This window comes from Modestobacter sp. Leaf380, from assembly GCF_001424485.1.
Lineage (GTDB): Bacteria > Actinomycetota > Actinomycetes > Mycobacteriales > Geodermatophilaceae > Klenkia.
Map to the genome: position 1 here is coordinate 79,016 of NZ_LMQC01000001.1, position 21,740 is coordinate 100,755.

The window sequence follows — 21,740 nt, forward strand, 5'->3', positions numbered from 1 at the left end:
GGAGGCGCTGACGTGTCGGGGTGGTGTCGCCTTCGTCACCCGGGCGTCACCGCCGTGTGCCCGTCCCGTGCCCGCCCCGTGCCCGGGCTGTGCCCGCTGTGCGCCCGTCGTGTGCCCGCCGTGGCTCAGCCGGTGCGGAAGTCGGCGTCCCCGCGCGGGGCCTCGGTCTGCTGGTCCACGTCCCGTGGGGCGCCGGGTGCTCCCGGCCCGGTCAGCGCCGTGACGGCTGCGGCGACGGCGTCGTCCGGGCCCTCCAGGACCACCTCGACGCGACCGTCGGGCAGGTTGGTCGCCGACCCGGCGAGTCCGAGCTCGGCGGCCAGCCCGCGCACGAACCAGCGGTAGCCGACCCCCTGCACGTCCCCGGACACCAGGGCCCGCACCCGCGAGGTCACGAGCGGCGGGCGCGCGGTCGGGGCTGGCAGACCGGGCAGCTGTAGCTGGACCGGTTCATGAAGTGCTCCCGGCGGATTGGGGTGCCGCACCGCGGGCAGGGGCGGTCGAGCTGGCCGTAGACGGCCAGGGAGCGGGAGAAGTAGCCGCTCTGGCCGTTGACGTCGACGTAGAGGGAGTCGAAGGAGGTGCCGCCCTGCGCCAGGGACTGGGTCAGCACGTCCCGGACGCCCTCCAGCAGGTCGGCGACCTGGCCCCGGGTGAGCTTGTCGGTGGGCCGGGCCCCGTGCAGCCGGGCCCGCCACAGCGACTCGTCGGCGTAGATGTTGCCGACGCCCCCGATGAGCGTCTGGTCCAGCAGCGCCCGCTTGACCTCGGTCCTGCGCCGGCGCAGGGCGGCGGTGAAGGCCTCGGCGTCGAAGTCGTCCTCGAGCGGGTCGATCGCGATGTGCGCCAGCCGGGTCGGCACCGTGTCCGGGTCCGGCGTCTCCTCCACGGCCAGGCCGCCGAAGGTGCGCTGGTCGACGAAGCGCAGTTCGCGGCCGCCGTCGGTGAAGGTGAAGCGGGCCCGCAGGTGCTTCTCGGTGGGCTCCTCGGGCTTCTCGACCAGCAGCTGACCGCTCATGCCCAGGTGCCCGACCATCGCCGCGCCCGCCGGGACGCCCTCGCGGGCCAGCGGCAGCCAGAGGTACTTCCCCCGCCGGTGGGCGGCGGTGAAGGTCGCCCCGGTGAGGGCGGCGGTGAAGTCGTCCACACCCTCCAGGTGCCGGCGGACCGCCCGGGGGTGGTGCACCTCGACGGTGGCCACCGTGCGCCCGGCGACCCAGCGCTCCAGGCCGCGGCGGACCACCTCGACCTCGGGCAGCTCAGGCACGCACGCTGCCCATCGCCGGGCCGTCGCTGCCGTCGGTGGTGCCCGACAGTGCCCGCCAGGCGTCCTCGGCGGCCATCTGCTCGGCGGCCTTCTTGGTCCGGCCGGTGCCCCGGCCGTGCACGACGTCGGCCAGCAGCACCGCAGCGGTGAAGGTCTTGGCGTGGTCGGGGCCGTCGTCCTCGACGGCGTAGACCGGGGCGCCCAGCCCGCGGGCGGCGCCCAGTTCCTGCAGGCTGGTCTTCCAGTCCAGGCCGGCGCCGCGGGTGGCCGCCACCGACAGCAGCGGGTCGAAGAGCCGGTGCACCACCTCGGAGGCGGCGTCCAGGCCCAGCCCGAGGTGGATCGCGCCGATCAGTGCCTCCAGGGCGTCGGCCAGGATCGAGTCCTTGCCGCTGCCACCGGTCGTCGTCTCCCCACGGCCCAGCAGCAGGTGCGGACCCATGCCCCCCTCGCCCAGCTGGCGGGACACCCCGGCCAGGGAGGTCATGTTGACCACCGAGGCACGCAGCTTGGCCAGCTGCCCCTCCGGGAGGTCGGGGTGCCGGCGGTACAGCTCGTCGGTGACGACGAGACCCAGCACGGAGTCGCCGAGGAACTCCAGGCGCTCGTTGGTGGGCAGCCCGCCGTTCTCGTAGGCGTAGGACCGGTGGGTCAGGGCCAACGCCAACAGGCCGCCGGGCAGCGTGGTGCCGAGGGCACCACGCAGCCAGTCGGCGGCCCGGTCGGCGTGCTCGGCCCCACCGGGTGGAGTGGGTCCGTTCACGTCGGGAGTCGTGCTGGGGACTGCTGCGCTCAGACCGCGATGACCTGACGGCCGTCGTACTGGCCGCAGGTCGGGCACGCGATGTGCGGGGGCTTGAGCTCGCCGCACGCGCGGTTCGGGCACGGCGCGAGGGTGGGGGCCGTGGCCTTCCACTGCGAGCGACGCGAGCGGGTGTTCGAGCGCGACAGACGCCTCTTCGGGACAGCCACGGTCAGTTCTCCTTCGATGGGGTGAAACGGTCGGCGAGCCCGGCCCAACGTGGGTCGAGCACCTCGTGCGTGTGGTCCGCCGGGAGGTCGTCGAGCCGCAGTCCGCAGTCGACGCACAGACCCGAGCAGTCCGGCGTGCAGGTGGGCGAGAGCGGCAGCGTCAGGACGACGGTGTCCCGGACGAGCGGCGCGAGGTCGAGGAAGTCGCCGTCGATCCGGCGCACCTCGTCCTCCTCGCTGGTGGCTTCGGTGGTGCTGCCCTCGTAGGCGTAGAGCTCCTGGACGTCCAGGTGGACGGTGTCCTCGATCGGCTCGAGGCACCGGGCGCACTGGCCGGTGACGGGGACGTCGACCTCGCCGGAGACGAGCACGCCCTCCATGACCGACTCCAGCCGCAGGTGCAGCTCGACGTGGGCGCCCTCGGGCACGCCGATCATCTCGATGCCCCAGCCGGCCTGGGCCGGGACCGTCTTCTCCCAGTCGCGCATGGACCCGGCCCGGCGGCCGAGCTCACGGAGGTCGACCTTCCAGGGGTCGGCGGCCGGGCGCCGGCCGGAGGGCGCGGCGCCTCGGCGGTGCGAGGAGGCAGCAGGCATCAGGGTTCTTCGTCGCTCGGGGTCGGGGGTTCTCCGCGGGACAGCGCATGCGAGCAGGCGCATCTCGTCCGGGAGTCGCCAGGTTACCCCAGCCGGACCGGCCGGGTCACCGAGGGCGGGGTCACGCCGGGCCGCGTCACCACCGTCGGCGGTCGGCCGGCGGTGTCAGGGCTGGCGCAGCTGGCTGCGTGCCGCCTCGACCGAGCGGACCATGTGGCCCAGCGTGGTGCCGAAGTCGGCCAGCCGGCTGTCGACGTACTCGTCGACCTCGGCGCGCATCCGGGCCACCTCGACCGCGGTCTGCTCCCCCAGGGCGTCCGAGCGGGCGACCGCCCCCCGGTAGACGTCGGTCTCGCTGACCAGCCGGTCGTGCTCGGCCTGCCCGGCCGTCACGAGGGCGGCCTGCTGGGCGCGGCCCTCGGCGACCAGCTGCACCGCCTGCTGCTCGGCGTCGGCCAGGATCCGCTCCGCCTCCGCCTCGGCCCGGGCGAGCAGGTCCTCGACCTGGGCCTGGGCCTGGGTGACGACCTCGTCGCGCTGGCGCTTGGCGGTGCCGATCAGCTCGTCGCGCTGCCGCCGGGCGGTGGCGACGGTCTGCTCGGCCTCGGTCCGGGTGCGCCCGGTGAGGCGCTCGGCCTCGGCCTGGGCCTGCTCCAGGATCTCGGTGCGCTGCTCGACGATGGCCCCGGCCTGCTGGACCTCGTCGGGCAGGCCCTCGCGCAGGTCGTCGAGCAGGTCCAGCAGGTGGTCCCGCGGGACCATGCACGAGCTGGACATCGGGACGCTGCGGGCGTTCTCGATGACCGAGCTGAGCTCGTCGACGACCTCGTAGAGCCGGTACACGACCTCGGTCACGGTGTCTCCTCCTCGCGCTTGGCGACCAGCCGCTCGTTGACCGCCGCCGGGACCAGGTGCGCGACGTCGCCCCCGAACGCGGCGATCTGCTTGACCAGGCTGGAGGACAGGTGGCCCACCTGGGGTGCGGTCGGCACGAAGAGGGTCTCGATGCCGGCCAGCTCGCGGTTCATCTGCGCCATCTGCAGCTCGTACTCGAAGTCCCCCACCGCGCGCAGGCCCTTGACGATGACCGGCACGTCGTGGGCCTGGCACCACTGCACCAGCAGCCCGCTGAAGGAGTCGACCGTGACGTTGGGCAGGTGCGCGGTGGCCTCGCGCAGCAGCGCCATACGCTCCTCGACGTCGAAGAGCCCGGCCTTGCCGGGGTTGACCAGCACGGCCACGACCAGCTCGTCGTAGAGCGCCGCGGACCTGCTGATGACGTCGACGTGGCCGTTGGTCACCGGGTCGAAGGACCCCGGACAGACCGCGCGTCTCATGCTGCCCTCACGGAGCGCGACCGTACCGGAGCAGGGCCTCGCCGTAGCGCCGATCGCGCAGACCGACCAGCGGTGTCGGCCACTCCCACAGCTCGTCCCGCGAGGAACGCTCCACCACCACGACGGCGTCGGGGGCCAGCCAGCCGCGCTCGGCCAGCGAGCCCAGGACGCCCAGCACGGTGCCGGTCTCCACCGCGTAGGGCGGGTCCGCGACGACCAGGTCGAAGGCCTCCGGCGCCGGACCGGCCACGACGGTGGGCACCGAGCCGACCACCACCCGGCCGCCGCGCAGCCGGGTGGTGGCCAGGTTGGCCTCGATCACCCGGACCGCGCCCATCCCCTGCTCCACGAAGACCGCCTCGGCCGCGCCGCGGGACAGCGCCTCGATGCCGATCGCGCCGGACCCGGCGTACAGGTCGAGCACCCGGGCGCCCTCGACGTCCAGCAGCGAGGTCAGCGAGTTGAACAGCCCCTCGCGGGCCCGGTCGCCGGTGGGCCGGACGCCGGTGCGCGGGACGGTGAGCTGCCGGCCCCGGGCGGTCCCGGAGATGACCCTGGTCATGTGCGCTCCAGCCAGTCGGCGCGGTCGTCGGCGGTGAGCGCCTGGACGGCGGCCGCGAGCTCGGGGTGGTCGGACAGGTCGGGGTCGGCGGCCAGGATCGCCGACGCCTCGGCCCGGGCGGTGCTGATCAGCTCCTCGTCGCGCAGCAGGGACAGCAACCGGACGGTCGACCGGGACCCCGACTGGGCCTTGCCCAGCACGTCGCCCTCCCGTCGGGTCTCCAGGTCCAGCCGGGCCAGCTCGAAGCCGTCGGTGGTGGCCGCCACCTGGGCGAGCCGGGTGCCGGTCGGTGAGCTGGTGGGCGCCTCGGTGACGAGCAGGCAGAGCCCGGCGTGCGCGCCCCGGGCGACCCGGCCGCGCAGCTGGTGCAGCTGGCTGACCCCGAACCGGTCGGCGTCCATGACCACCATCACCGTCGCGTTGGGGACGTCGACGCCCACCTCGACCACCGTGGTGGCCACCAACACGTCGACCTCCCGGGCGGCGAAGGCCCGCATCCGGGCCTCCTTGTCCTCCGGGGTCATCTTCCCGTGCAGCACCTCGAGCCGGAGCCCGGCCAGCGGCCCGGCCCGCAGCTGCTCGGCGACGTCCAGCACGGCCAGCGGGGCGCGCTTGGCCGACCCGTCGTCGGGCGGGGCGCCCTCGTCGTCGAGCTCGGCGTCGGCACCGGCGTCGTCGGTCGGGTCCTCCCCGATCCGGGGGCACACCACGTAGGCCTGACGACCGGCGGCGACCTCCTCACGGACCCGCTGCCAGGCCCGGTCCAGCCAGGTCGGCTTCTCCTTGACCGGCACGACGGAGCTGGACACCCCGCCACGCCCGGCCGGGAGCTGGCGCAGGGTGAGGGTCTCCAGGTCGCCGTAGACGGTCATCGCGACCGTCCGCGGGATCGGCGTCGCGGTCATCACCAGCACGTGCGGGGGGCGGTTGCCCTTGGCCCGCAGCGCGTCGCGCTGCTCGACCCCGAAGCGGTGCTGCTCGTCGACGACGACGAGCCCCAGGTCGGCGAAGTCGACGCCCTCCTGCAGCAGCGCGTGGGTGCCGATGACGATGCCGGCCCGGCCGTCCGCGACCTCGGCCCGCCCGGCCCGCCGCACGGCGGCCTTCTGCGAGCCGGTGAGCAGGGTGACCCGGGTGCCGGCGGGGTCACCGTCGAGCTCGCCGGCCTTGCCCAGCGGACCGAGCAGGGCACCGATGCCACGGGCGTGCTGGGCGGCGAGCACCTCGGTGGGGGCCAGCAACGCAGCCTGTCCCCCGGCGTCGACGACCTGGGCCATCGCCCGCAGCGCGACGACGGTCTTGCCCGAGCCGACCTCGCCCTGCAGCAGCCGGTGCATGGGCTGCTCCCGGCCGATCTCGGCGGCCAGGGCGTCCCCGACCTCGCGCTGGCCGTCGGTCAGGGAGAAGGGCAGCGCGGCGTCGACGGCGTCGACCAGGCCACCGCTGCGCAGCGGGCGGGCGATGCCGGGCTCCCGGGTGGCGGCGATCCGGCGGGCACCCAGGGTCACCTGCAGGACGAGCGCCTCGTCCCACTTGAGCCGGGCGTCGGCGCGCTCGACGGCCTCGTCGGTCTCGGGGTGGTGCTTGTCCCAGATCGCCTGGGCCAGCGGCACCAGGTCGTACCGGCGGCGCAGCTCGGCCGGCAGCGGGTCGTCCTCGAGCAGGCCCTCCAGGGTGGCCCGGTCGTCGAAGACCAGCTGCAGCGACTTCTGCAGCACCCAGCTGGAGACCGTCCTGCTGGCCGGGTAGATCGGCAGCAGCTCGGTGGCCCAGCGCTCGGCGTCGGTGTGCGGGTCGGGGCTGTCGAGGACCTGGCAGTCCGGGTGGCTGAACTGCAGGTTGCCGTTCCACATCGAGACGGTGCCGGCGAACAGGCCCCAGGTGCCGACCCCGAGGTGGGCGTGCTTGTGGTTGAAGAAGACCAGCCGCATGGAGCCCGCGCCGTCCCCCACGGTGACCTCGGTGATCGAGCCCCGCTTCTGCTTCATCTGCCGCGTGCTCGACGTCTTCACCTGGCCGAGCACGGTGACCCGGTCCCCCACCTGCAGGTCGGTCAGCTTCGTCATGTCCCCGCGCCGGGCGTACCGGGCCGGGTAGTGCCGGACCAGGTCGCGCACGGTGCGCAGGGACAGCTGCTCGGCCATCGCCTTGGCGGTCTTGTCCCCCACGACGCGGGCCAGCGGGGTGTCCAGGGTAAGCACGTCACTCCACCCCGATCAGCAGCGGCCGGGCACCGGGACCGGCGGGGTGCCGGGTGACCTCCACGGTGGGGTGCTCGGCGGCCAGGTGCGCGGCGACGGCGTCCCCGAGCCGGCCACCGACCAGGGTGACCAGCTCCCCGCCGGTGGACAGCAGCCGGTCCAGCAGCTCGCAGGCCACCGTGAGCAGCGCCGGCCCGACCACCACCACCTCGCCCTCGACGACGCCCAGCGCGTCGCCGGGGTGGCACCGCCCGGCCAGGGTCAGTGCCTCGGTCTCGGCGACGGTGACCTCGGCCCAGCGGGTCGCCGCGGCGGCCTCGGTCATCCCGATGACGTCGTCGGCGAAGCGACGGTGCGGGTCGGCGACGGCGACCGCGGACAGCCCCTGCAACGGGGACCGGGTGGGCACGACGGCGACCTCGCGGCCCTCCTCGCGGGCGCGGGCCGCGGCCCGGGAGACCGGGGCGGTGAGCTCCCGGGCGTTGGGCAGCACGACGACGTCGGCGGCCCCGGTGGCCAGCACGGCGTCCAGCACGGCGGACTCCACCGCGGCCGGGCCGTCCCCGGCCGGGACGGTCAGCACCCGCACGCCCTCCCCGGCGAGGAGCGTCGACAGGCCCTCGGCGGCCTCCCCGGCCGGGACCAGGGCCACGACGGCGCGGGCCCCGGCGACCGGTGCCTCCATCCGCACCGGCGCCAGCGGGGTGACCGCGATGCGGTGCGGGCGGCCGGCCCGGATGCCGGCCTCGAGGGCGGCGCCGACGTCGGAGACGTGCACGTGCACGTTCCACTCCCGGCCGGTCGGGGTGTCCACGCCGACGACGACCAGGCAGTCGCCCAGCCAGGACAGCTCGGTCCGCAGCCGGTCGACGGCCGTCTCGGAGGAGTCGGCCAGCAGGAACTGGACCTCGCTGCCGGGGCCCTCGTGCGGCTGGTGCACCGCGTGGGCGTGCCCGTCGTGGGCCCCGGCACGCGGGACGTCGCGACGGGTGGCCAGGGGGGCACGGTCGGGCTCGACGCCGGTGACGGTGGTGACCAGGGCGTCGAGCACGACGCACCAGCCCGCACCCCCGGCGTCCACGACACCGGCCTCGCGCAGGGCGGCCAGCTGGGCGGTGGTGCCGTGCAGCGCGCGGCGGGCCCCGTCGGCGGCGGCCCGGACGACGTCGGCCAGTGCGGTGGTGCCGGCCTCGACCGCGGCGACCGCGGCCTCGCCGCCGGTCCGGGCCACGGTGAGGAAGGTGCCCTCGGCCGGGTCGGCCACGGCCTCGTAGGCGGTGCCGGCCGCGGACCGCAGCGCCGCGGCCAGGGCGACGCCGTCGACCGGGCCCCGCCCGGCGAGGGCGTCGGCCAGCCCGCGCAGCAGCTGGGCCAGGATCGCCCCGGAGTTGCCCCGGGCGCCGAGGACCGCGCCGCGGGCCAGCACCGACCAGACGGACTCCCCGTCGGTCCCGTCGGCCAGCGCGGCCGCCCCGGACTCGGCGGTGAGCAGCAGGTTGGTGCCGGTGTCGCCGTCGGGGACCGGGAAGACGTTCAACTCGTCGATCCGGCCGCGGGCAGCGCGCAACGACACCACGGCGGCGCGGCTCCACCGGCCGACCGCGGCCTCGTCCAGCGCCGTGAGCACGTGCCGGAGGATACGGGTGGGCACCGACACCCCGGCCCCGGCGGACGCCCGCCCGGGGGACGGGCTACAGTGGCCTGAGCAATCTGTGCGGGTGGACCACGTCTGGCTCTCAGATCGTGTCCCCGCTCTTCTTCTGAACGTCTTCTCCTAGGAGTGATCGACCCGTGGCTGCCGTGTGCGATGTGTGTGGCAAGGGGCCCGGTTTCGGCATGTCGGTGTCGCACTCGCACCGGCGGACGCCGCGCCGTTGGAACCCGAACATCCAGGCCGTGAAGGCCATCGTCGGTGCCGGCACCCGCCGTCGCATCAACGCCTGCACGAGCTGCATCCGGGCCGGCAAGGTCGTCCGCGGCTGAACCGCCCCAACCCCTGCTCCACACCGACCCCGGTCACCCCAGGTGACCGGGGTCGGTCGCGTCCCGGGCCCCTCCTCCGGGCGGGCGTCCCGGCCGAGTTCCGGGTCCCGACAGGTCGTCGCGACGGGACCGCCCTAAGGTGCGACGGTGCAGTACCGCCGTGAGAACGAGACCGCCGTGCGCCCGGGCCGCCGTCGCGACCCCGCCGTCGACGAGGCCGTGAAGGCCGCCGTGCTGGACTTGTTGACCGAACGCGGCTGGGACGGCGTCTCGATGGACGGCGTCGCAGCGCGCGCGAAGGTCGGCAAGGCCAGCATCTACCGCCGCTGGTCCTCCCGGGTCCAGATGGTCGCCGAGACCATCACCGAGCTGAACCGCGGCCAGATCGACCCGCCGGACACCGGGACCCTGCGTGGGGACCTGCTGGTGCTCTACCGGTCGATGACGACCGCCCTGCAGGGGCCGCTGGGCACCGCGTCCCGGGCGGTGCTGGGCGTGCTGCCGCACGAGCCCGACCTCGCCGAGGCCTTCCGGGCGGGACCGCTCGGGGTCTGGTCGCAGGCCTTCGGCGACGTCTTCACCGCGGCCGTGGTCCGGGGGGAGCTGGACCCGGCCCGGCTGGGGACGGTCGCCGGCGAGGCGGGCCCCGCCGTGCTGATGACCCGCTGGCTGGTGACCGGGCAGCCGTTGGACGACCAGCTCGCCCAGGACGTCGTGGACCTGGTGGCCATCCCGCTGCTCGCACCCCGCTGAGGTCCGCGGGGCCCGCCGCACCCGCCTCAGCCGATGCCCCGGGAGCGGGCCGCCCGCACCACCAGGTCCACGACCGTGGCGTGGTCCAGGGCGGTGCTGTCGACCACCAGGTGGTAGAGCCGGGAGTCCGCCGGGTCGGCCCGGTGGAAGTGCCGGACGTAGGCCGCCCGGGTGCGGTCGGCGGCCAGCAGCTCCCTGCGCACCTCGTCCTCGGGCCGGCCCAGGTGCGCCACCGCGGCAGCCAGCCGGCGCTCCTCGGGCCCGTCCAGCCGGACGTGCAGCGCGTCGGGCCGGTCCCGGAGCACCAGTGCAGCCGCCCGCCCGAGGACCACGCCACCGTCGCCGTCGGCGATCTCGGTGACCACCCGGTCGGTCTGCAGCCGGTAGGAGCGCTCGTCGGGCACCGAGGACGCCGGCAGCACGCCGCCCACCGGGTCGGGCATCGAGCCCAGCGAGGCCACCAGTCGCCACAGACCGCGCACGACGCTCTCGTCGTTGGCCTCGGCCTCCTCCACCGGCACCCCCAGCCGCAGGGCGACCCGGGCCGGGATCACCCGGTCGTGGAAGGGCAGGCCCAACTGCTCGGCGACCGCCGGGGCGATGTCCGCTCCCCCGCAGCCGAACGTGGCCGACACCGTGACGACGCCCATCAGGACTCCTCCGCACCCAGCACCGAGGGCAGCTGCTTGCCCAGGAAGACCGCCTCCGGGGCGCCTGCGTAGACGCCGTACCCGGGTACCGGTGTGTACCCGGCCCGGGCGTAGAGCGCCAGCGCCTCGGGCTGCCGGTCCCCGGAGTTGAGCACCACCCGGGTGTGGCCGGCCGCGGCCGCCGTCCGCTCCAGCTCGGCCAGCACCGCGGCGGCGACACCCCGCCGGCGGGCCCACGGCGCCACGTACATCCGCTTGAGCTCCACCGTGCGCTCCACCGTGCCCTCCCCCGCCCCGGCGTACCCGTGCCGCCGCCAGGCGCCGCAGCCGGCCGGCCGGCCGTCGATCTCGGCGACCAGGAAGAGGCCCTCGGGCGGGAGCACGTCGCCGGGCCGCACGACCATCTGGTCCCGGCCGCCGTAGCGCACCACGTACTCCTGCTGGACCGCCTCGACCAGCTCGACGACCACGGGGTCCTCCAGGCCGGCCGGGCGCAGCGTCAGCCCGGTCGTCCCGGGGCCCACGGGGAGGTCACCGGAAGTGCGCATGCCCGGTCCCCTCCGTCCCCAGCGCGGCGGCGATGTCGGCGGCCGGGACGCCGTCGACGGTCACCCCGGCCCGCCCCTCCGACACCACCCCGATGCGCACGAAGTCCGTGGGCAGGTCCGCCGTCGCCGGGAACGTGGCGAGCAGGGCGTGGTCCTCACCGCCGGTGAGCACCCAGCCCAGGGCGTCCCCGCCCAGTGCCGCGGCCACCTGGGCCAGCGGGCCCAGCGGGTCCACGAAGGAGGCCAGCGTCCCGCGGTCCAGCTCCAGGACCACCCCGCTGGCCTCGGCCAGGTGGCCGGCGTCGGCGAGCAGGCCGTCGCTCACGTCGCACATCGACGTCGCCCCGGCGTCGGCGGCAGCGGGGCCCGCCGCGTAGGGCGGCTCCGGGCGGCGGTGCGCGGCGACCGCGGCCAGTGGGGAGGTGAACCCCCGGCGCAGCACCGCCCAGCCGCAGGCCGACCAGCCCAGCCGGCCGGCGACCGCCACGACGTCACCGGGCCGGGCCCCGCCGCGGGTGACCGGGGCACGCCCCTGCAGGTCGCCCAGTGCGGTCACCGACAGCACCACCGAGGAGGAGTCCGGCGCGCTGGACACGGTGTCCCCGCCGACGACCGCGGCACCGTGCGGGGCACACTCGGCGGCCATCCCGGCGGCGACGCCCTCCAGCCAGCTCGCTGTCGTGCCCGCGGGGCAGGCCAGCCCGACCAGCAGCGCGGTGGGCACGGCCCCCATCGCGGCGACGTCGGCCAGGTTCGCCGCGGCGGCCTTGTGCCCGACGTCCTCGGCGGAGGACCAGTCCCGGCGGAAGTGCCGGCCCTCGACCAGCACGTCGGTGCACACGACGACCCGGGAGTCCGGCGTCCGGACGACGGCGGCGTCGTCACCGGGCCCGACGTCGGCCAGCCGGGCGGTCCCGGCGCGGGCCGTGACCCGGTCGATGACACCGAACTCCCCCACCACGGCGACGGTGTCCGCGCTGTCCACGGGGGGCACCAGGGGCCGCGGGCGGGTCACCGGGCACTCCCGGCCGCTGGGGTACGTTGCCGGTCTGTCCGCCGTCCGGCGGGGTGCACGTCCGCGCGTCGGCGCCCGCACCGACAGCTCAGTCCGAGGAAGGTCGTCCCGTGGTCCACGCCTACATCTTGATCCAGACCGAAGTCGGCAAGGCAGCCGCGGTCGCCTCGACCATCGCCGGGATCTCCGGGGTGACCAAGGCCGAGGACGTGACCGGCCCCTACGACGTCATCGTCCGGGCCGAGGCCAGCAGCGTCGACGAGCTCGGCCGCCTCGTGGTCGCCCGGGTGCAGTCGGTGGACGGGATCACCCGCACGCTGACGTGCCCCGTCGTCAACCTCTGAGGCGCCCCTCCTGAGCACCGACGAGCCCGACCGGCCCGAGCCCGACACCGAGCCCGACACGGAGCCCGCTGACGCCCCCGTCGAGCGGCCCACGGGCCCCGACCCCACCCGGCGGGCCGCCCTGCTGGCGACCGCGGTCGCCGTCCCGGTCGTCGTCGCGCTGCTGGTGCTGATCAACGTCTTCGGCCCTGGCTCCGACGACGGCGGGGACGGCGACGGCGCGGTCGCCGAGGTGTCCGGCACACCGGTCGCCCCGCGCGACGACAGCCCGGTCGAGGTGGACACCCCGCCGATCACCCCCGAGACCGACGCCGCCTGCCCGGCGCTGATGAGCCAGCTCCCGCTGGAGGTGGCGGGCGAGACCTCACGCCGGGTCGACTCGGACTCCCCCTACGCCTACGCCTGGGGCGACCCGGCCCAGGTCCTGGTCTGCGGTGCGGACCCGCCGGCCGGCTTCGTCGTGGGCGGTCAGCAGGCCTTCCAGATCAACGGGGTGACCTGGTTCGTGGACACCACCGACGCGACGGTCAACGTCTGGACGACGGTGGACCGCACGGTCCCCGTCCAGATCACCATCCCCTCCAGCACGGACGGGTCGGTGGCGACCGCGCTCAGCCCGACCATCGCGGGCGCCATCCCCTTCACCGAGCCCACCCCGCGGTGAGCCCCCGGCGCTGCCCGTGCGGCACCGGCCTGCCCACCGACGAGTGCTGCGGTCCGCTGCACGCCGGTGCGGGCACGGCGAGGACCGCGGAGCAGCTGATGCGCTCCCGGTACAGCGCCTTCGTCCTCGGCGAGACCGGGTACCTGCTGGCGACCTGGCACCCCGACACCCGCCCGGCCGACCTCGAGCTGGACCCCGACGTCCGGTGGACCGGGCTGGAGGTGCTGGCCACCAGCGGCGGCGGTCTGCTGGCCGCCGGGGGCACCGTGGAGTTCCGAGCCAGCCACACCCGGGGCGCCCAGCACGAGCGCAGCCGCTTCGACCGGGTCGGCGGCCGCTGGCTCTACCGGGACGGCGTCTCCCTGGACTGAGGGCCGGGCAGCCGCCTCAGCCGCGGGGCAGCAGCTCCAGCTGGGCCAGCACGACCGTCTGCACCCGGGCGGAGGCGTCGGTCAGGTCCGGGGCCACCACGGCCACCGAGACCGTGAACGGCCCGTGCGCGCACCAGACGAACGCCGACGGGCCGTCGAGCCCGGTCTCCTCCGGCGGGTCCTGGACCGCCAGCTGCGAGCAGCCCTCGGGCAGCCCGTCGGGGTCCCGGTCGGGGCTGCCGCCGTAGTAGGAGGCGTCGTTGCGCCGCAGGTCCGCGGCGTAGGCGGCGGCACCGGGCACCCCGTCGAACTGGTCGACGAAGACGGTGGTGAGGCCGCCCGCGGGGCGCCAGAAGCGCTCCCAGCCCCAGCGGTAGCCGTAGTCGGCGAGCACCTCGGCGTCACGGTCGGGGTCCTCGGAGTAGGCGGCGACGTCCTCGACGGTCTTGGCGCCGGCCGGCGGGTCCAGCTCGGCGTCGGGCACCGGGACCGTGCTGCCGGGCACCTCGGTGAGCACCAGCGCGCCCAGGCCGTCGACGTCCGAGGGCAGCCCGGCGGCCGCGGACGTGCCGGCGGCCGCGGTCGGCACCCCGTCCACCGGGGTGGCGCACGCGGTCAGCGCGGCGCACCCCGCTGCGGCGGCCAGCAGCCGGGCCCTCACCCCGCGAGGGCGCTGGCCACGAGCCGGTCGACCAGCTCGCGGTGGTCGACGCCGGCGGCGGCCCACATCCGCGGGAACATCGAGATGGGGGTGAACCCCGGCATCGTGTTCACCTCGTTGACCACGAGCACGTCGGCGCCGGTGTCCGGGTCGGTGCCCAGGAAGAAGTCCACCCGGGCCAGGCCGCGGCAGTCCATCGCCAGGTACGCCCGGCGCGACACGTCCTGCACGGCGGCGGTCTGCTCCGGGGTGAGCTGCGCGGGCACGTCGAAGTCGACGGCGTCGTCGAGGTACTTGGCGTCGAAGTCGTACCAGTCGACGCCCGGCTTGAGCCGGATCTCCGCAGGCAGGCTGGTGTGCGGCAGCCCACCGCCGGGCGCGGCCAGCACGCCGCACTCGACCTCGCGGCCGGGCACCGAGGCCTCGACCACGATCTTGGTGTCCACGGCGGCCGCGGTGGCGACGGCGGCGGCGAAGTCGGCCCAGTCGGCGACCTTGGTGATGCCGATGCTGGACCCGGCCCGGGAGGGCTTGACGAAGACCGGCAGCCCGAGCCGCTCGCGCTGGGCGGGGCTCAGCGCCGCGGGGTCGGTGGTGAGCGCCCCGTGACCGTCGCGCAGCACCACGTGGTCGCCCTGGGCGATCCCGGCCGCACTGAGCAGCTTCTTGGTGAACTCCTTGTCCATCGACGCCGCGGAGGCGAAGACGCCGGAGCCCACGTAGGGCAGCCCGCTCATCTCCAGCAGGCCCTGGATCGTGCCGTCCTCGCCGTAGGCGCCGTGCAGGACCGGGAAGACGACGTCCACGGGCACCAGCGGCGCCTGCCCACCCAGCTCGACCAGACCCCGGCCGGAGGGGTCCCCGACCAGGGTGACCGGCCGGCCGCCGGTCACCTCGGGGAGCCGGCCGTCGACGATGGCCAGCGGACCGCCGTCGTGCAGCACCCAGCCGCCGTCCCGGGTGATGCCCACGGCCACCACCTCGTAGCGGTCGGGGTCCAGCGCGGACATCACGCTGCCGGCCGACACGCAGGAGATCGAGTGCTCCGCGCTCCGCCCGCCGAAGACGACGGCGACCCTGGTCTTGCGTGGCTCCTCGGTCATCGGGACGGACCCTACTGGTGCCTGCGTCACCCGATCGCGTCCAACGCGGCGGCCAGGTCCGCGACCAGGTCGTCGGTGTCCTCGATGCCGCAGGAGAAGCGCACGAACCCCTCCGACACGGCGTCCCCACCCCACTGCGCGCGACGGTCCACGGTGGAGTGCACGCCGCCGAAGCTGGTGGCCGCCAGCCACAGCGAGCTGGCCCGCACCAGGGCGTGCACGGCCGCCTCGTCGGCGAGGGTGGCCGACACGATGCCGTTCATCCGGGTCATCTGCCGCTGCGCGAGGGCGTAGGACGGGTCCTCGGGGCGGCCGGGCCAGCGCACCCCGGTCGCGGCCGGGTGCGCGGCGAGCAGCTCGGCGACGGCGGCCGCGGTGGTCGCCTGCCGGGTCAGGCGCAGGTCCAGGGTGCCCATCGAACGGTGCGCCAGCCACGCCTCGAAGGCACCGGGCCCGTTGCCGGTGTGGTCCCGCCAGGCCCGCAGCCGGGTGTGCAGCTCGCGGCCGCGCTCGGTGGGGGCGCTGGACACGTGGCCCATCAGCAGGTCGCTGTGCCCGGTGAGCGCCTTGGTGTCCGACCCGACGGTGAGGTCCGCGCCCAGCGCCAGCGGCTGCTGGCCCAGCGGGGTGGCCGTGGTGTTGTCCACCGCCAGCACCGCCCCGGCGGCCTGCGTCGCACGGGCCACCGCGGCGATGTCGCAGACGTCCAGCTCGGGGTTGCTGGGGGTCTCCAGCAGCACGAAGGCCGCGCCCTCCAGGTCGCCCCGGGCGGCGACGTCGGCGATCTCCAGGGTCGGCACCTGCTCGACCCGGACGTCGAAGCGGGCCAGCTCCTCGACGGCCAGTGCGCGGGTCGCGTAGTAGCCGTCGCTGGGGATGACCAGCCGGTCCCCGGCCCGCACGACGGCGAACACCGCGGCGCTGATGGCGGCCATGCCGGTGGCGAAGGACAGGCAGTCCCCGCCGTCCAGCTCGCCGACGGCGCGCTCGAACACCCGCAGGGTGGGGTGGCCCGGGCGGGCGTAGAAGTCGGTGGCCTTCGGGTCCTCGCCCAGGTGGTAGGGGGCCGCGAACACCGGGGAGGGACGCAACGGGGTGCCGGGGACGACCGGCTCGTCGCCGGCGCGCACCACCCGGGTGCCGTCGCCTGGGGTGGGACTCACTCGCTCTTGGCCTCTCTGCTCATGATCTCGCGCACCATCTGCACCGGGGACTCCCCCTCGTGGCAGACCCGCACGACCGCCTCGGTGATCGGCACGTCCACGCCGTGGGCCCGTGCCAGGTCCAGCACCGACCGGCAGGACTTCACGCCCTCGGCGGTCTGCCGGGTGGTGGCCACGACCTCGGCCACGCTCATCCCCTGCCCCAGCCGCTCCCCGAAGGTGCGGTTGCGCGACAGCGGCGAGGAGCAGGTGGCGACCAGGTCGCCCAGGCCGGCCAGGCCGGCGAAGGTCAGCGGGTCCGCACCCAGTGCCAGGCCCAGCCGGGAGGTCTCGGCCAGTCCGCGGGTGATCAGCGAGGCACGGGTGTTGTCACCGAACCCCAGGCCCTCGGCGATGCCGGCGGCCAGCGCGATGACGTTCTTCACCGCCCCGCCCAGCTCGCAGCCCACCAGGTCGGGGTTGGTGTAGGGCCGGAAGTAGCGGGTGTGGCAGGCGGCCTGCAGCCGCTCGGCGCGCCCGGTGTCGGTGCAGGCGATCACCGTGGCGGCCGGCTGCTCCTCGGCGATCTCCCGGGCCAGGTTCGGCCCGGACAGCACCGCGACCCGGTCGGGGGTCGCCCCGGTGACCTCGCAGACCACCTCGCTCATCCGCCGGGTGCTGCCCAGCTCGATGCCCTTCATCAGCGACAGCAGCGTGGCGTCGGGCGGCAGCAGCGGCGTCCAGGCGGTGAGGTTCTCCCGCAGCGTCTGCGACGGGATGCTCAGCACGACGACGTCGGCCCCCTGCAGCGCCTCGGCCGGGTCGGCGGTGGCCCGCACCCGGTCGGGCAGCCGGACGCCGGGGAGGTAGTCGGCGTTCTCCCGGTCGGCGGTGATCGCCGCGGCGAGCTCGGGACGGCGGGCGTACAGCGTCACGTCGGACCCGGCGTCGGCGAGCACCTTGGCGAAGGTGGTGCCCCAGCTGCCCGCGCTCAGCACGGCGGCGCGGGTCACGCGACACCGGCCGCGCCGGGCAGGTCGCCCGGGGTGCGACGGGCGGGCCGCGGGTGCACCGCGACGGGCGGGGTCTCCCCGCGGATCTCGCCCAGCTGGTCCCGGACCCGGCCCATCAACCGGTCGGTGGTCTCGCGCAGCAGCTCGGTGGTGACCGGGCGGCCCTCCTGGACCCGGGCCCGGAGGTCCGCCAGGTCCACGGGCTCCCCGACCAGGTACTCGGCCCGGGTCCGCAGCCGCGGGTGGAACTGCTTGGCGTGGTAGTCGTGCACCCGCTGCGGCCCCCACTGGGCCAGCGGCACGACGACGGCGTCGGTGGCCAGCGCCAGCCGGGCCACCCCCGTGCGGGGCTGCATGGGCCACCAGTCGGGGTCGCGGGTGACCGAGCCCTCGGGGTAGATGACCACGACCTCCCCGGCTGCCAGCGCGCGCTCGGCGGCGCCCATCGAGGACTGGGCGGCGACGGTCCCGCGGTGGACCGGGATCTGGCCGGCGGCCCGCAGGATGGTGCCGGCCAGGCCGGTGAAGACCGAGTCCTTGGCCAGGAACCGCGGCACCCGGCCGGCGTCGTAGACCAGCATGGCGCAGGCCAGCGGGTCCAGCACCGAGACGTGGTTGGCCACCAGCAGCACCCCGCCCCGGGCCGGGATGCGGTCGGCGTGCCGCAGCCGGAGGTCGTAGACCAGCGCGGAGACCGGCCAGACCACGGCCAGTGACATCCGCAGGGCCCAGTTCAGCCGGGGGCGGGGGCGCCACCGCCGTCGGGGCCACTGCTCCCCGGGGCTGCGGACGACGTCGGGACTCACCCGTCCAGTGTGGACCGCCACCCCCGGGGTCCCGCGGACCGGCCCGTCCCCCGCTGCGCGACGGGGACGCCACGACCCGACGCCGGCCCTCGGGCTGTGGCAGCGTGCGGGTCGTGCAGGGGTGGTCCGTCGTCGTCCCGGCGAAGCGCCTGGCACTGGCGAAGACCCGGTTGGGCCCGGTCGGGGACCGGCGGGCCGACCACGAGGACCTGGTGCTGGCCCTGCTCGGGGACACCCTGGAGGCCGCTCTGGCCAGCCCCGCCGTGGGGGTGCTGTGGGTGGTCACCGACGAGCCCCGGGCCGCCGGGCTGGCCCGGGCGCTGGGCGCCCGGGTGGTCCCCGACGCACCCGCTGCCGGGCTGAACGCAGCCCTGGCGCACGGCGCGGCCGTGGCCGGGGGCGCACCGGTGGCGGCCCTGCACTCCGACCTGCCCGCGCTGCGCCCGGCCGAGTTGACCGGTGCCCTGCTGGCGGCAGCCGGACACGAGCGCTCCTCGGTGACCGACGCGGAGGGCACCGGCACCACCCTGCTGGCCGTCACCCGCGGGGAGCTGCGCCCGGCGTTCGGCGCCGGCTCCGCCACCGCCCACGCCGCGGGCGGGGCGGTGCCGCTGGCCGGGGACTGGCCGGGGCTGCGCCGCGACGTCGACACCGTGGCCCACCTGGCGGTCGCCCGGGCGCTGGGCACGGGGCCCCGGACGGCGGTCGCGCGGGCCGGACCCGACGCCTGCGCGTGATCATCTGCTGTTCACCCGCGTGCGGCACGATGGGCGGGTGAGCGAACCGACCACCGAGCCCCTGCACGACGCCGACCGCTTCCTCAACCGCGAGCTGTCCTGGCTGGACTTCAACGCCCGGGTGCTGGAGCTGGCCGAGGACGAGCACGCACCGCTGCTCGAGCGGGTCAAGTTCCTGTCGATCTTCGCCAGCAACCTCGACGAGTTCTACATGGTGCGGATCGCCGGGCTCAAGCGCCGGCAGAACACCGGCCTCACGGTCCGCTCCCCCGACGGGCTGACCATCCGGGAGCAGCTGGCCCGGATCACCGCGCGCACGCAGGAGCTCGTCGCCCGGCACGCACAGGTGTTCGTGGCCGACGTCGTGCCGCGGCTGGAGCAGCACGGCATCCGGATCGTGCACTGGGGCGAGGTCGCCGACGGCGAGGCCATGCGGCTGCGCGAGTACTTCCGCGACCAGGTGTTCCCGGTGCTCACCCCGCTGGCCGTGGACCCCGCGCACCCCTTCCCCTACATCTCCGGACTCTCGCTCAACCTGGCCGTGTCGGTGCGCGACCCCGAGACCGGCCGGCCCCGGTTCGCCCGGGTCAAGGTGCCCGACAACGTCCCGCGCTTCGTGCCGGTGCTGACCCAGGACGACCAGTCGGTGTTCCTCCCGCTGGAGGACCTGATCTCGGCGCACCTCAACCAGCTCTTCCCCGGCCTGGAGGTCATCGACCACCACCTGTTCCGGGTCACCCGCAACGCCGACGTCGAGGTGGAGGAGGACCGCGACGAGGACCTGCTGCAGGCCCTGGAGCGCGAGCTGGCCCGGCGCCGGTTCGGGCCCGCCGTCCGGCTCGAGGTCACCGACACGATGGACCCGGAGATCCTCGACGTCCTGCTGCACGAGCTGGAGGTCTCCCCCTCCGACGTGCTGCACGTGCCCGGACTGCTGGACCTGGCGGCGCTGATGGCGCTGTACGGCCTGGACCGGCCCGAGCTCAAGGACGACCCGTTCGTCCCGGCCACCCACCCGCGGCTGAGCGAGGGCGAGACGCCCAAGAGCGTCTTCGCCACCCTGCGCGAGGGCGACGTGCTGCTGCACCACCCCTACGACTCCTTCGCCACGAGCGTGCAGCGCTTCATCGAGCAGGCTGCCGCCGACCCGCTGGTGCTGGCCATCAAGCAGACGCTCTACCGCACCTCCGGTGACAGCCCGATCGTGCAGGCGCTGATCGAGGCCGCGACAGCTGGCAAGCAGGTCGTCGTCCTGGTGGAGATCAAGGCCCGCTTCGACGAGGAGGCCAACATCAGCTGGGCCCGCTCGCTGGAGCGCGCCGGCTGCCACGTCGTCTACGGCCTGGTCGGGCTCAAGACGCACTGCAAGACGGCGCTGGTGGTGCGTCGGGAGAACGGCGTGCTGCGCCGCTACTGCCACATCGGGACGGGCAACTACAACCCCAAGACCGCGCGGATCTACGAGGACCTCGGCATCCTCACCGCCGACCCCCGGGTGGGCGCGGACCTCACCGACCTGTTCAACACCCTCACCGGCTACTCCCGGCAGACCACCTACCGCTCGCTGCTGGTGGCCCCGCACGGCATCCGCGCCGGGCTGGTGGAGAAGATCCGCCGGGAGGCCCGGCACGCCCGTGAGGGCCGCGCCTCGGGCATCAGCATCAAGGTCAACTCCCTCGTCGACGAGGAGCTGATCGACGCCCTCTACGAGGCCTCGACCGCCGGCGTGCCGGTGCAGCTGTGGATCCGCGGCATCTGCTCGCTGCGCCCGGGGGTGCCCGGGATGAGCGAGAACATCCGGGTCCGTTCGATCGTGGGCCGCTTCCTGGAGCACTCCCGGGTCTGCCACTTCCTCAACGACGGGTCGCCGGAGTGGTGGCTGGGCAGCGCCGACCTGATGCACCGCAACCTGGACCGCCGGGTGGAGGTGCTGCTGCGGATCTCCGACGAGGCCGCCCAGGCGCAGCTGCAGCGGACCTTCGACCGCGCGTGGGCCGACGACGTCCGCAGCTGGCAGCTGCAGGCCGACGGCAGCTGGACCACGACCGGCGGGCTGGACTACCAGGCGCTCGTCATGGCCGGTGAGCTCGCTGGCTGACCGGCTGCAGCCGGCCGCGGGCGGCGCGGTCTGGCGGCTGGGGGACGGCGGGACGCTGGAGACCGCCGTCGTCCACCGGCCCAAGTACGACGACTGGTCGCTGCCCAAGGGCAAGCTGGACGCCGGGGAGCACCCCCTGCAGGCCGCGGTCCGCGAGGTCGGCGAGGAGACCAGCCTGCAGGTCGTCGTCGGCCGGCGCAGCGTGCAGACCCGGTACGCCCACCGGCACGGGCCCAAGCGGGTCGACTACTGGACGATGCAGCACGTCGCCGGGGACTTCGTGGTCAACGACGAGGTCGACGAGCTGCGCTGGCTGCCCGTGCCCGAGGCCTGCCGGCTGGTCACCCACGCCCACGACGCGGCGGTGCTGGAGGACCTGGCCCGCACCGACGTGCCCCGGACCCCGACGGTGCTGCTGGTGCGGCACGCCAGCGCCGGTGAACGGGAGGACTTCGACGGTCCCGACGACGCGCGGCCGCTGGACTCCCGCGGCCGCGCCCAGGCCCGGCGGCTGGCCACCGTGCTGCGCGCCTTCGCCCCCGACGAGGTGCTCGCCGCTCCCCCGGTGCGCTGCCGGCAGACCCTGACCCCGCTGGCGCAGGCGCTGGGCCTGCCGCTGGGCGAGGCGCCCGAGCTGGGCGAGGACGGCTTCGGCGCGGACCCGGCCGCCGGGGTGGCCACCGTGCAGCGCCTGCTGCAGCCCCGGGCGACCCCCGGGGTGACCGTGGTCTGCAGCCAGGGTGGGGCCATCCCGTCCGTGCTGATGGCCCTGGGCGTGCGTCACCCGGGCTCGGCGGGCGGGGTGTGGCCGCCCTCGGCCAAGGGCAGCGTGTGGGTGCTGGGCGGTCGCCCGGGCGCGCTTCTGGCCGACTACTACCGCGACTTCCCGGCCGACCCGGACGCTCCCGCCTGACGTC

At 75.4% G+C, this 21,740-nt stretch carries 26 protein-coding genes; 8 read left to right on the plus strand and 18 right to left on the minus strand.

Annotated elements, in window-relative coordinates; genetic code table 11:
- Positions 1–125: 125 nt before the first annotated feature.
- The 10 genes from ASG41_RS00380 to ASG41_RS00420 form a co-directional block, all read right to left on the minus strand.
- Positions 126–395 (minus strand): acylphosphatase, encoded by a 270-nt coding sequence (locus tag ASG41_RS00380; protein ID WP_235564262.1) that lies wholly within the window; start codon positions 393–395, stop codon positions 126–128.
- On the minus strand, positions 392–1,267 hold the full coding sequence (gene mutM, locus ASG41_RS00385; protein WP_056288156.1) for a bifunctional DNA-formamidopyrimidine glycosylase/DNA-(apurinic or apyrimidinic site) lyase: 876 nt from the start codon (positions 1,265–1,267) through the stop codon (positions 392–394). Before mutM ends, ASG41_RS00380 begins: the two co-directional genes overlap by 4 nt.
- Complete coding sequence (gene rnc, locus ASG41_RS00390; protein ID WP_082556429.1) at positions 1,260–2,030, minus strand: ribonuclease III; 771 nt, start codon at positions 2,028–2,030, stop codon at positions 1,260–1,262. The genes mutM and rnc overlap by 8 nt, the downstream gene beginning before the upstream one ends.
- 29 nt (positions 2,031–2,059) lie before the next feature.
- The gene (gene rpmF / locus ASG41_RS22720) at positions 2,060–2,239 is read right to left on the minus strand and encodes a 50S ribosomal protein L32 (protein ID WP_082556430.1); all 180 of its coding nucleotides are present in this window, start codon (positions 2,237–2,239) and stop codon (positions 2,060–2,062) included.
- Between the two features lie 2 nt (positions 2,240–2,241).
- Entirely contained in the window at positions 2,242–2,835 is a 594-nt protein-coding gene (locus ASG41_RS00395; RefSeq protein WP_056288159.1) for a DUF177 domain-containing protein, read from the minus strand.
- A gap of 165 nt (positions 2,836–3,000) precedes the next feature.
- Positions 3,001–3,690 carry a hypothetical protein gene (locus ASG41_RS00400; RefSeq protein ID WP_056288163.1) on the minus strand — a complete coding sequence of 230 codons (690 nt, stop codon included), beginning with the start codon at positions 3,688–3,690 and terminating at the stop codon, positions 3,001–3,003.
- Complete coding sequence (coaD, locus tag ASG41_RS00405) at positions 3,687–4,172, minus strand: pantetheine-phosphate adenylyltransferase (RefSeq protein ID WP_056288166.1); 486 nt, start codon at positions 4,170–4,172, stop codon at positions 3,687–3,689. Before coaD ends, ASG41_RS00400 begins: the two co-directional genes overlap by 4 nt.
- A 7-nt stretch (positions 4,173–4,179) precedes the next feature.
- Complete coding sequence (gene rsmD, locus ASG41_RS00410) at positions 4,180–4,734, minus strand: 16S rRNA (guanine(966)-N(2))-methyltransferase RsmD (protein ID WP_056288168.1); 555 nt, start codon at positions 4,732–4,734, stop codon at positions 4,180–4,182.
- Positions 4,731–6,935 carry an ATP-dependent DNA helicase RecG gene (gene recG, locus ASG41_RS00415; RefSeq protein ID WP_082556431.1) on the minus strand — a complete coding sequence of 735 codons (2,205 nt, stop codon included), beginning with the start codon at positions 6,933–6,935 and terminating at the stop codon, positions 4,731–4,733. Before recG ends, rsmD begins: the two co-directional genes overlap by 4 nt.
- A gap of 1 nt (position 6,936) precedes the next feature.
- Positions 6,937–8,562: a DAK2 domain-containing protein gene (locus ASG41_RS00420; RefSeq protein ID WP_056288173.1), complete on the minus strand. Its 1,626-nt coding sequence runs from the start codon at positions 8,560–8,562 to the stop codon at positions 6,937–6,939.
- Between the two features lie 164 nt (positions 8,563–8,726).
- Here ASG41_RS00420 and rpmB point away from each other — a divergent pair, with 164 nt between their 5' ends.
- Both rpmB and ASG41_RS00430 read left to right on the plus strand, forming a co-directional pair.
- Complete coding sequence (rpmB, locus tag ASG41_RS00425) at positions 8,727–8,918, plus strand: 50S ribosomal protein L28 (protein ID WP_056288178.1); 192 nt, start codon at positions 8,727–8,729, stop codon at positions 8,916–8,918.
- A 147-nt stretch (positions 8,919–9,065) separates the two neighbouring features.
- A complete protein-coding gene (locus ASG41_RS00430; protein WP_056288180.1) occupies positions 9,066–9,671 on the plus strand; it encodes a TetR/AcrR family transcriptional regulator in 606 nt (201 codons plus the stop codon).
- 26 nt (positions 9,672–9,697) lie between these two features.
- On the opposite strand, the gene ASG41_RS00435 is transcribed toward ASG41_RS00430, so the two are convergent.
- From ASG41_RS00435 to ASG41_RS00445, 3 genes are read right to left on the minus strand one after another with little or no spacing between them, the layout of a single operon-like run.
- Positions 9,698–10,321 (minus strand): AAA family ATPase, encoded by a 624-nt coding sequence (locus tag ASG41_RS00435; protein ID WP_056288183.1) that lies wholly within the window; start codon positions 10,319–10,321, stop codon positions 9,698–9,700.
- A complete protein-coding gene (locus ASG41_RS00440) occupies positions 10,321–10,869 on the minus strand; it encodes a GNAT family N-acetyltransferase (protein WP_056288185.1) in 549 nt (182 codons plus the stop codon). The genes ASG41_RS00435 and ASG41_RS00440 overlap by 1 nt, the downstream gene beginning before the upstream one ends.
- Positions 10,853–11,854 carry a thiamine-phosphate kinase gene (locus tag ASG41_RS00445; RefSeq protein ID WP_235564268.1) on the minus strand — a complete coding sequence of 334 codons (1,002 nt, stop codon included), beginning with the start codon at positions 11,852–11,854 and terminating at the stop codon, positions 10,853–10,855. The genes ASG41_RS00440 and ASG41_RS00445 overlap by 17 nt, the downstream gene beginning before the upstream one ends.
- Positions 11,855–11,994: 140 nt before the next feature.
- Here ASG41_RS00445 and ASG41_RS00450 point away from each other — a divergent pair, with 140 nt between their 5' ends.
- From ASG41_RS00450 to ASG41_RS00460, 3 genes are all read left to right on the plus strand, one after another.
- Positions 11,995–12,228 (plus strand): Lrp/AsnC family transcriptional regulator, encoded by a 234-nt coding sequence (locus ASG41_RS00450; protein ID WP_056288192.1) that lies wholly within the window; start codon positions 11,995–11,997, stop codon positions 12,226–12,228.
- A gap of 166 nt (positions 12,229–12,394) precedes the next feature.
- Positions 12,395–12,892, plus strand: coding sequence for a DUF3515 domain-containing protein (locus tag ASG41_RS00455; protein ID WP_235564274.1), 498 nt, complete (start codon positions 12,395–12,397; stop codon positions 12,890–12,892).
- The gene (locus tag ASG41_RS00460; RefSeq protein WP_056288197.1) at positions 12,889–13,263 is read left to right on the plus strand and encodes a YchJ family protein; all 375 of its coding nucleotides are present in this window, start codon (positions 12,889–12,891) and stop codon (positions 13,261–13,263) included. Before ASG41_RS00455 ends, ASG41_RS00460 begins: the two co-directional genes overlap by 4 nt.
- Positions 13,264–13,279: 16 nt before the next feature.
- Here the strand turns inward: ASG41_RS00460 and ASG41_RS00465 are convergent, their stop codons facing one another.
- From ASG41_RS00465 to ASG41_RS00485, 5 genes are read right to left on the minus strand one after another with little or no spacing between them, the layout of a single operon-like run.
- Positions 13,280–13,924 carry a hypothetical protein gene (locus ASG41_RS00465; RefSeq protein ID WP_056288201.1) on the minus strand — a complete coding sequence of 215 codons (645 nt, stop codon included), beginning with the start codon at positions 13,922–13,924 and terminating at the stop codon, positions 13,280–13,282.
- Positions 13,921–15,027, minus strand: a complete 1,107-nt coding sequence (locus ASG41_RS00470) for a D-alanine--D-alanine ligase family protein (RefSeq protein WP_056288204.1) — start codon at positions 15,025–15,027, stop codon at positions 13,921–13,923. Before ASG41_RS00470 ends, ASG41_RS00465 begins: the two co-directional genes overlap by 4 nt.
- A 26-nt stretch (positions 15,028–15,053) precedes the next feature.
- Positions 15,054–16,190 carry a cystathionine gamma-lyase gene (locus ASG41_RS00475; RefSeq protein WP_056288207.1) on the minus strand — a complete coding sequence of 379 codons (1,137 nt, stop codon included), beginning with the start codon at positions 16,188–16,190 and terminating at the stop codon, positions 15,054–15,056.
- Positions 16,187–17,182 carry an NAD(P)H-dependent glycerol-3-phosphate dehydrogenase gene (locus ASG41_RS00480; RefSeq protein ID WP_056288211.1) on the minus strand — a complete coding sequence of 332 codons (996 nt, stop codon included), beginning with the start codon at positions 17,180–17,182 and terminating at the stop codon, positions 16,187–16,189. The genes ASG41_RS00475 and ASG41_RS00480 overlap by 4 nt, the downstream gene beginning before the upstream one ends.
- Positions 17,179–17,988: a 1-acyl-sn-glycerol-3-phosphate acyltransferase gene (locus ASG41_RS00485; protein WP_056288215.1), complete on the minus strand. Its 810-nt coding sequence runs from the start codon at positions 17,986–17,988 to the stop codon at positions 17,179–17,181. Before ASG41_RS00485 ends, ASG41_RS00480 begins: the two co-directional genes overlap by 4 nt.
- A 113-nt stretch (positions 17,989–18,101) precedes the next feature.
- Between ASG41_RS00485 and cofC the strand changes: the two genes are divergently transcribed.
- Genes cofC through ASG41_RS00500 form a run of 3 tightly spaced genes read left to right on the plus strand, consistent with a single transcriptional unit; the run spans position 18,102 to position 21,736 of the window.
- A complete protein-coding gene (gene cofC, locus ASG41_RS00490) occupies positions 18,102–18,725 on the plus strand; it encodes a 2-phospho-L-lactate guanylyltransferase (protein ID WP_082556514.1) in 624 nt (207 codons plus the stop codon).
- A gap of 37 nt (positions 18,726–18,762) precedes the next feature.
- Complete coding sequence (locus tag ASG41_RS00495) at positions 18,763–20,823, plus strand: RNA degradosome polyphosphate kinase (protein ID WP_200938665.1); 2,061 nt, start codon at positions 18,763–18,765, stop codon at positions 20,821–20,823.
- Positions 20,807–21,736, plus strand: a complete 930-nt coding sequence (locus ASG41_RS00500; RefSeq protein ID WP_056288222.1) for a bifunctional NUDIX hydrolase/histidine phosphatase family protein — start codon at positions 20,807–20,809, stop codon at positions 21,734–21,736. Before ASG41_RS00495 ends, ASG41_RS00500 begins: the two co-directional genes overlap by 17 nt.
- Positions 21,737–21,740 lie beyond the last annotated feature (4 nt).

What these genes read in the sequence shown, in the direction of transcription:
- ASG41_RS00395 (WP_056288159.1), bottom strand. Translation starts at nt 2,835, where the DNA reads ATGCCTGCTGCCTCCTCGCACCGCCGAGGCGCCGCGCCCTCCGGCCGG.
- coaD (WP_056288166.1), bottom strand. Translation starts at nt 4,172, where the DNA reads ATGAGACGCGCGGTCTGTCCGGGGTCCTTCGACCCGGTGACCAACGGC.
- rsmD (WP_056288168.1), bottom strand. Translation starts at nt 4,734, where the DNA reads ATGACCAGGGTCATCTCCGGGACCGCCCGGGGCCGGCAGCTCACCGTC.
- ASG41_RS00435 (WP_056288183.1), bottom strand. Translation starts at nt 10,321, where the DNA reads ATGGGCGTCGTCACGGTGTCGGCCACGTTCGGCTGCGGGGGAGCGGAC.
- ASG41_RS00440 (WP_056288185.1), bottom strand. Translation starts at nt 10,869, where the DNA reads ATGCGCACTTCCGGTGACCTCCCCGTGGGCCCCGGGACGACCGGGCTG.
- ASG41_RS00470 (WP_056288204.1), bottom strand. Translation starts at nt 15,027, where the DNA reads ATGACCGAGGAGCCACGCAAGACCAGGGTCGCCGTCGTCTTCGGCGGG.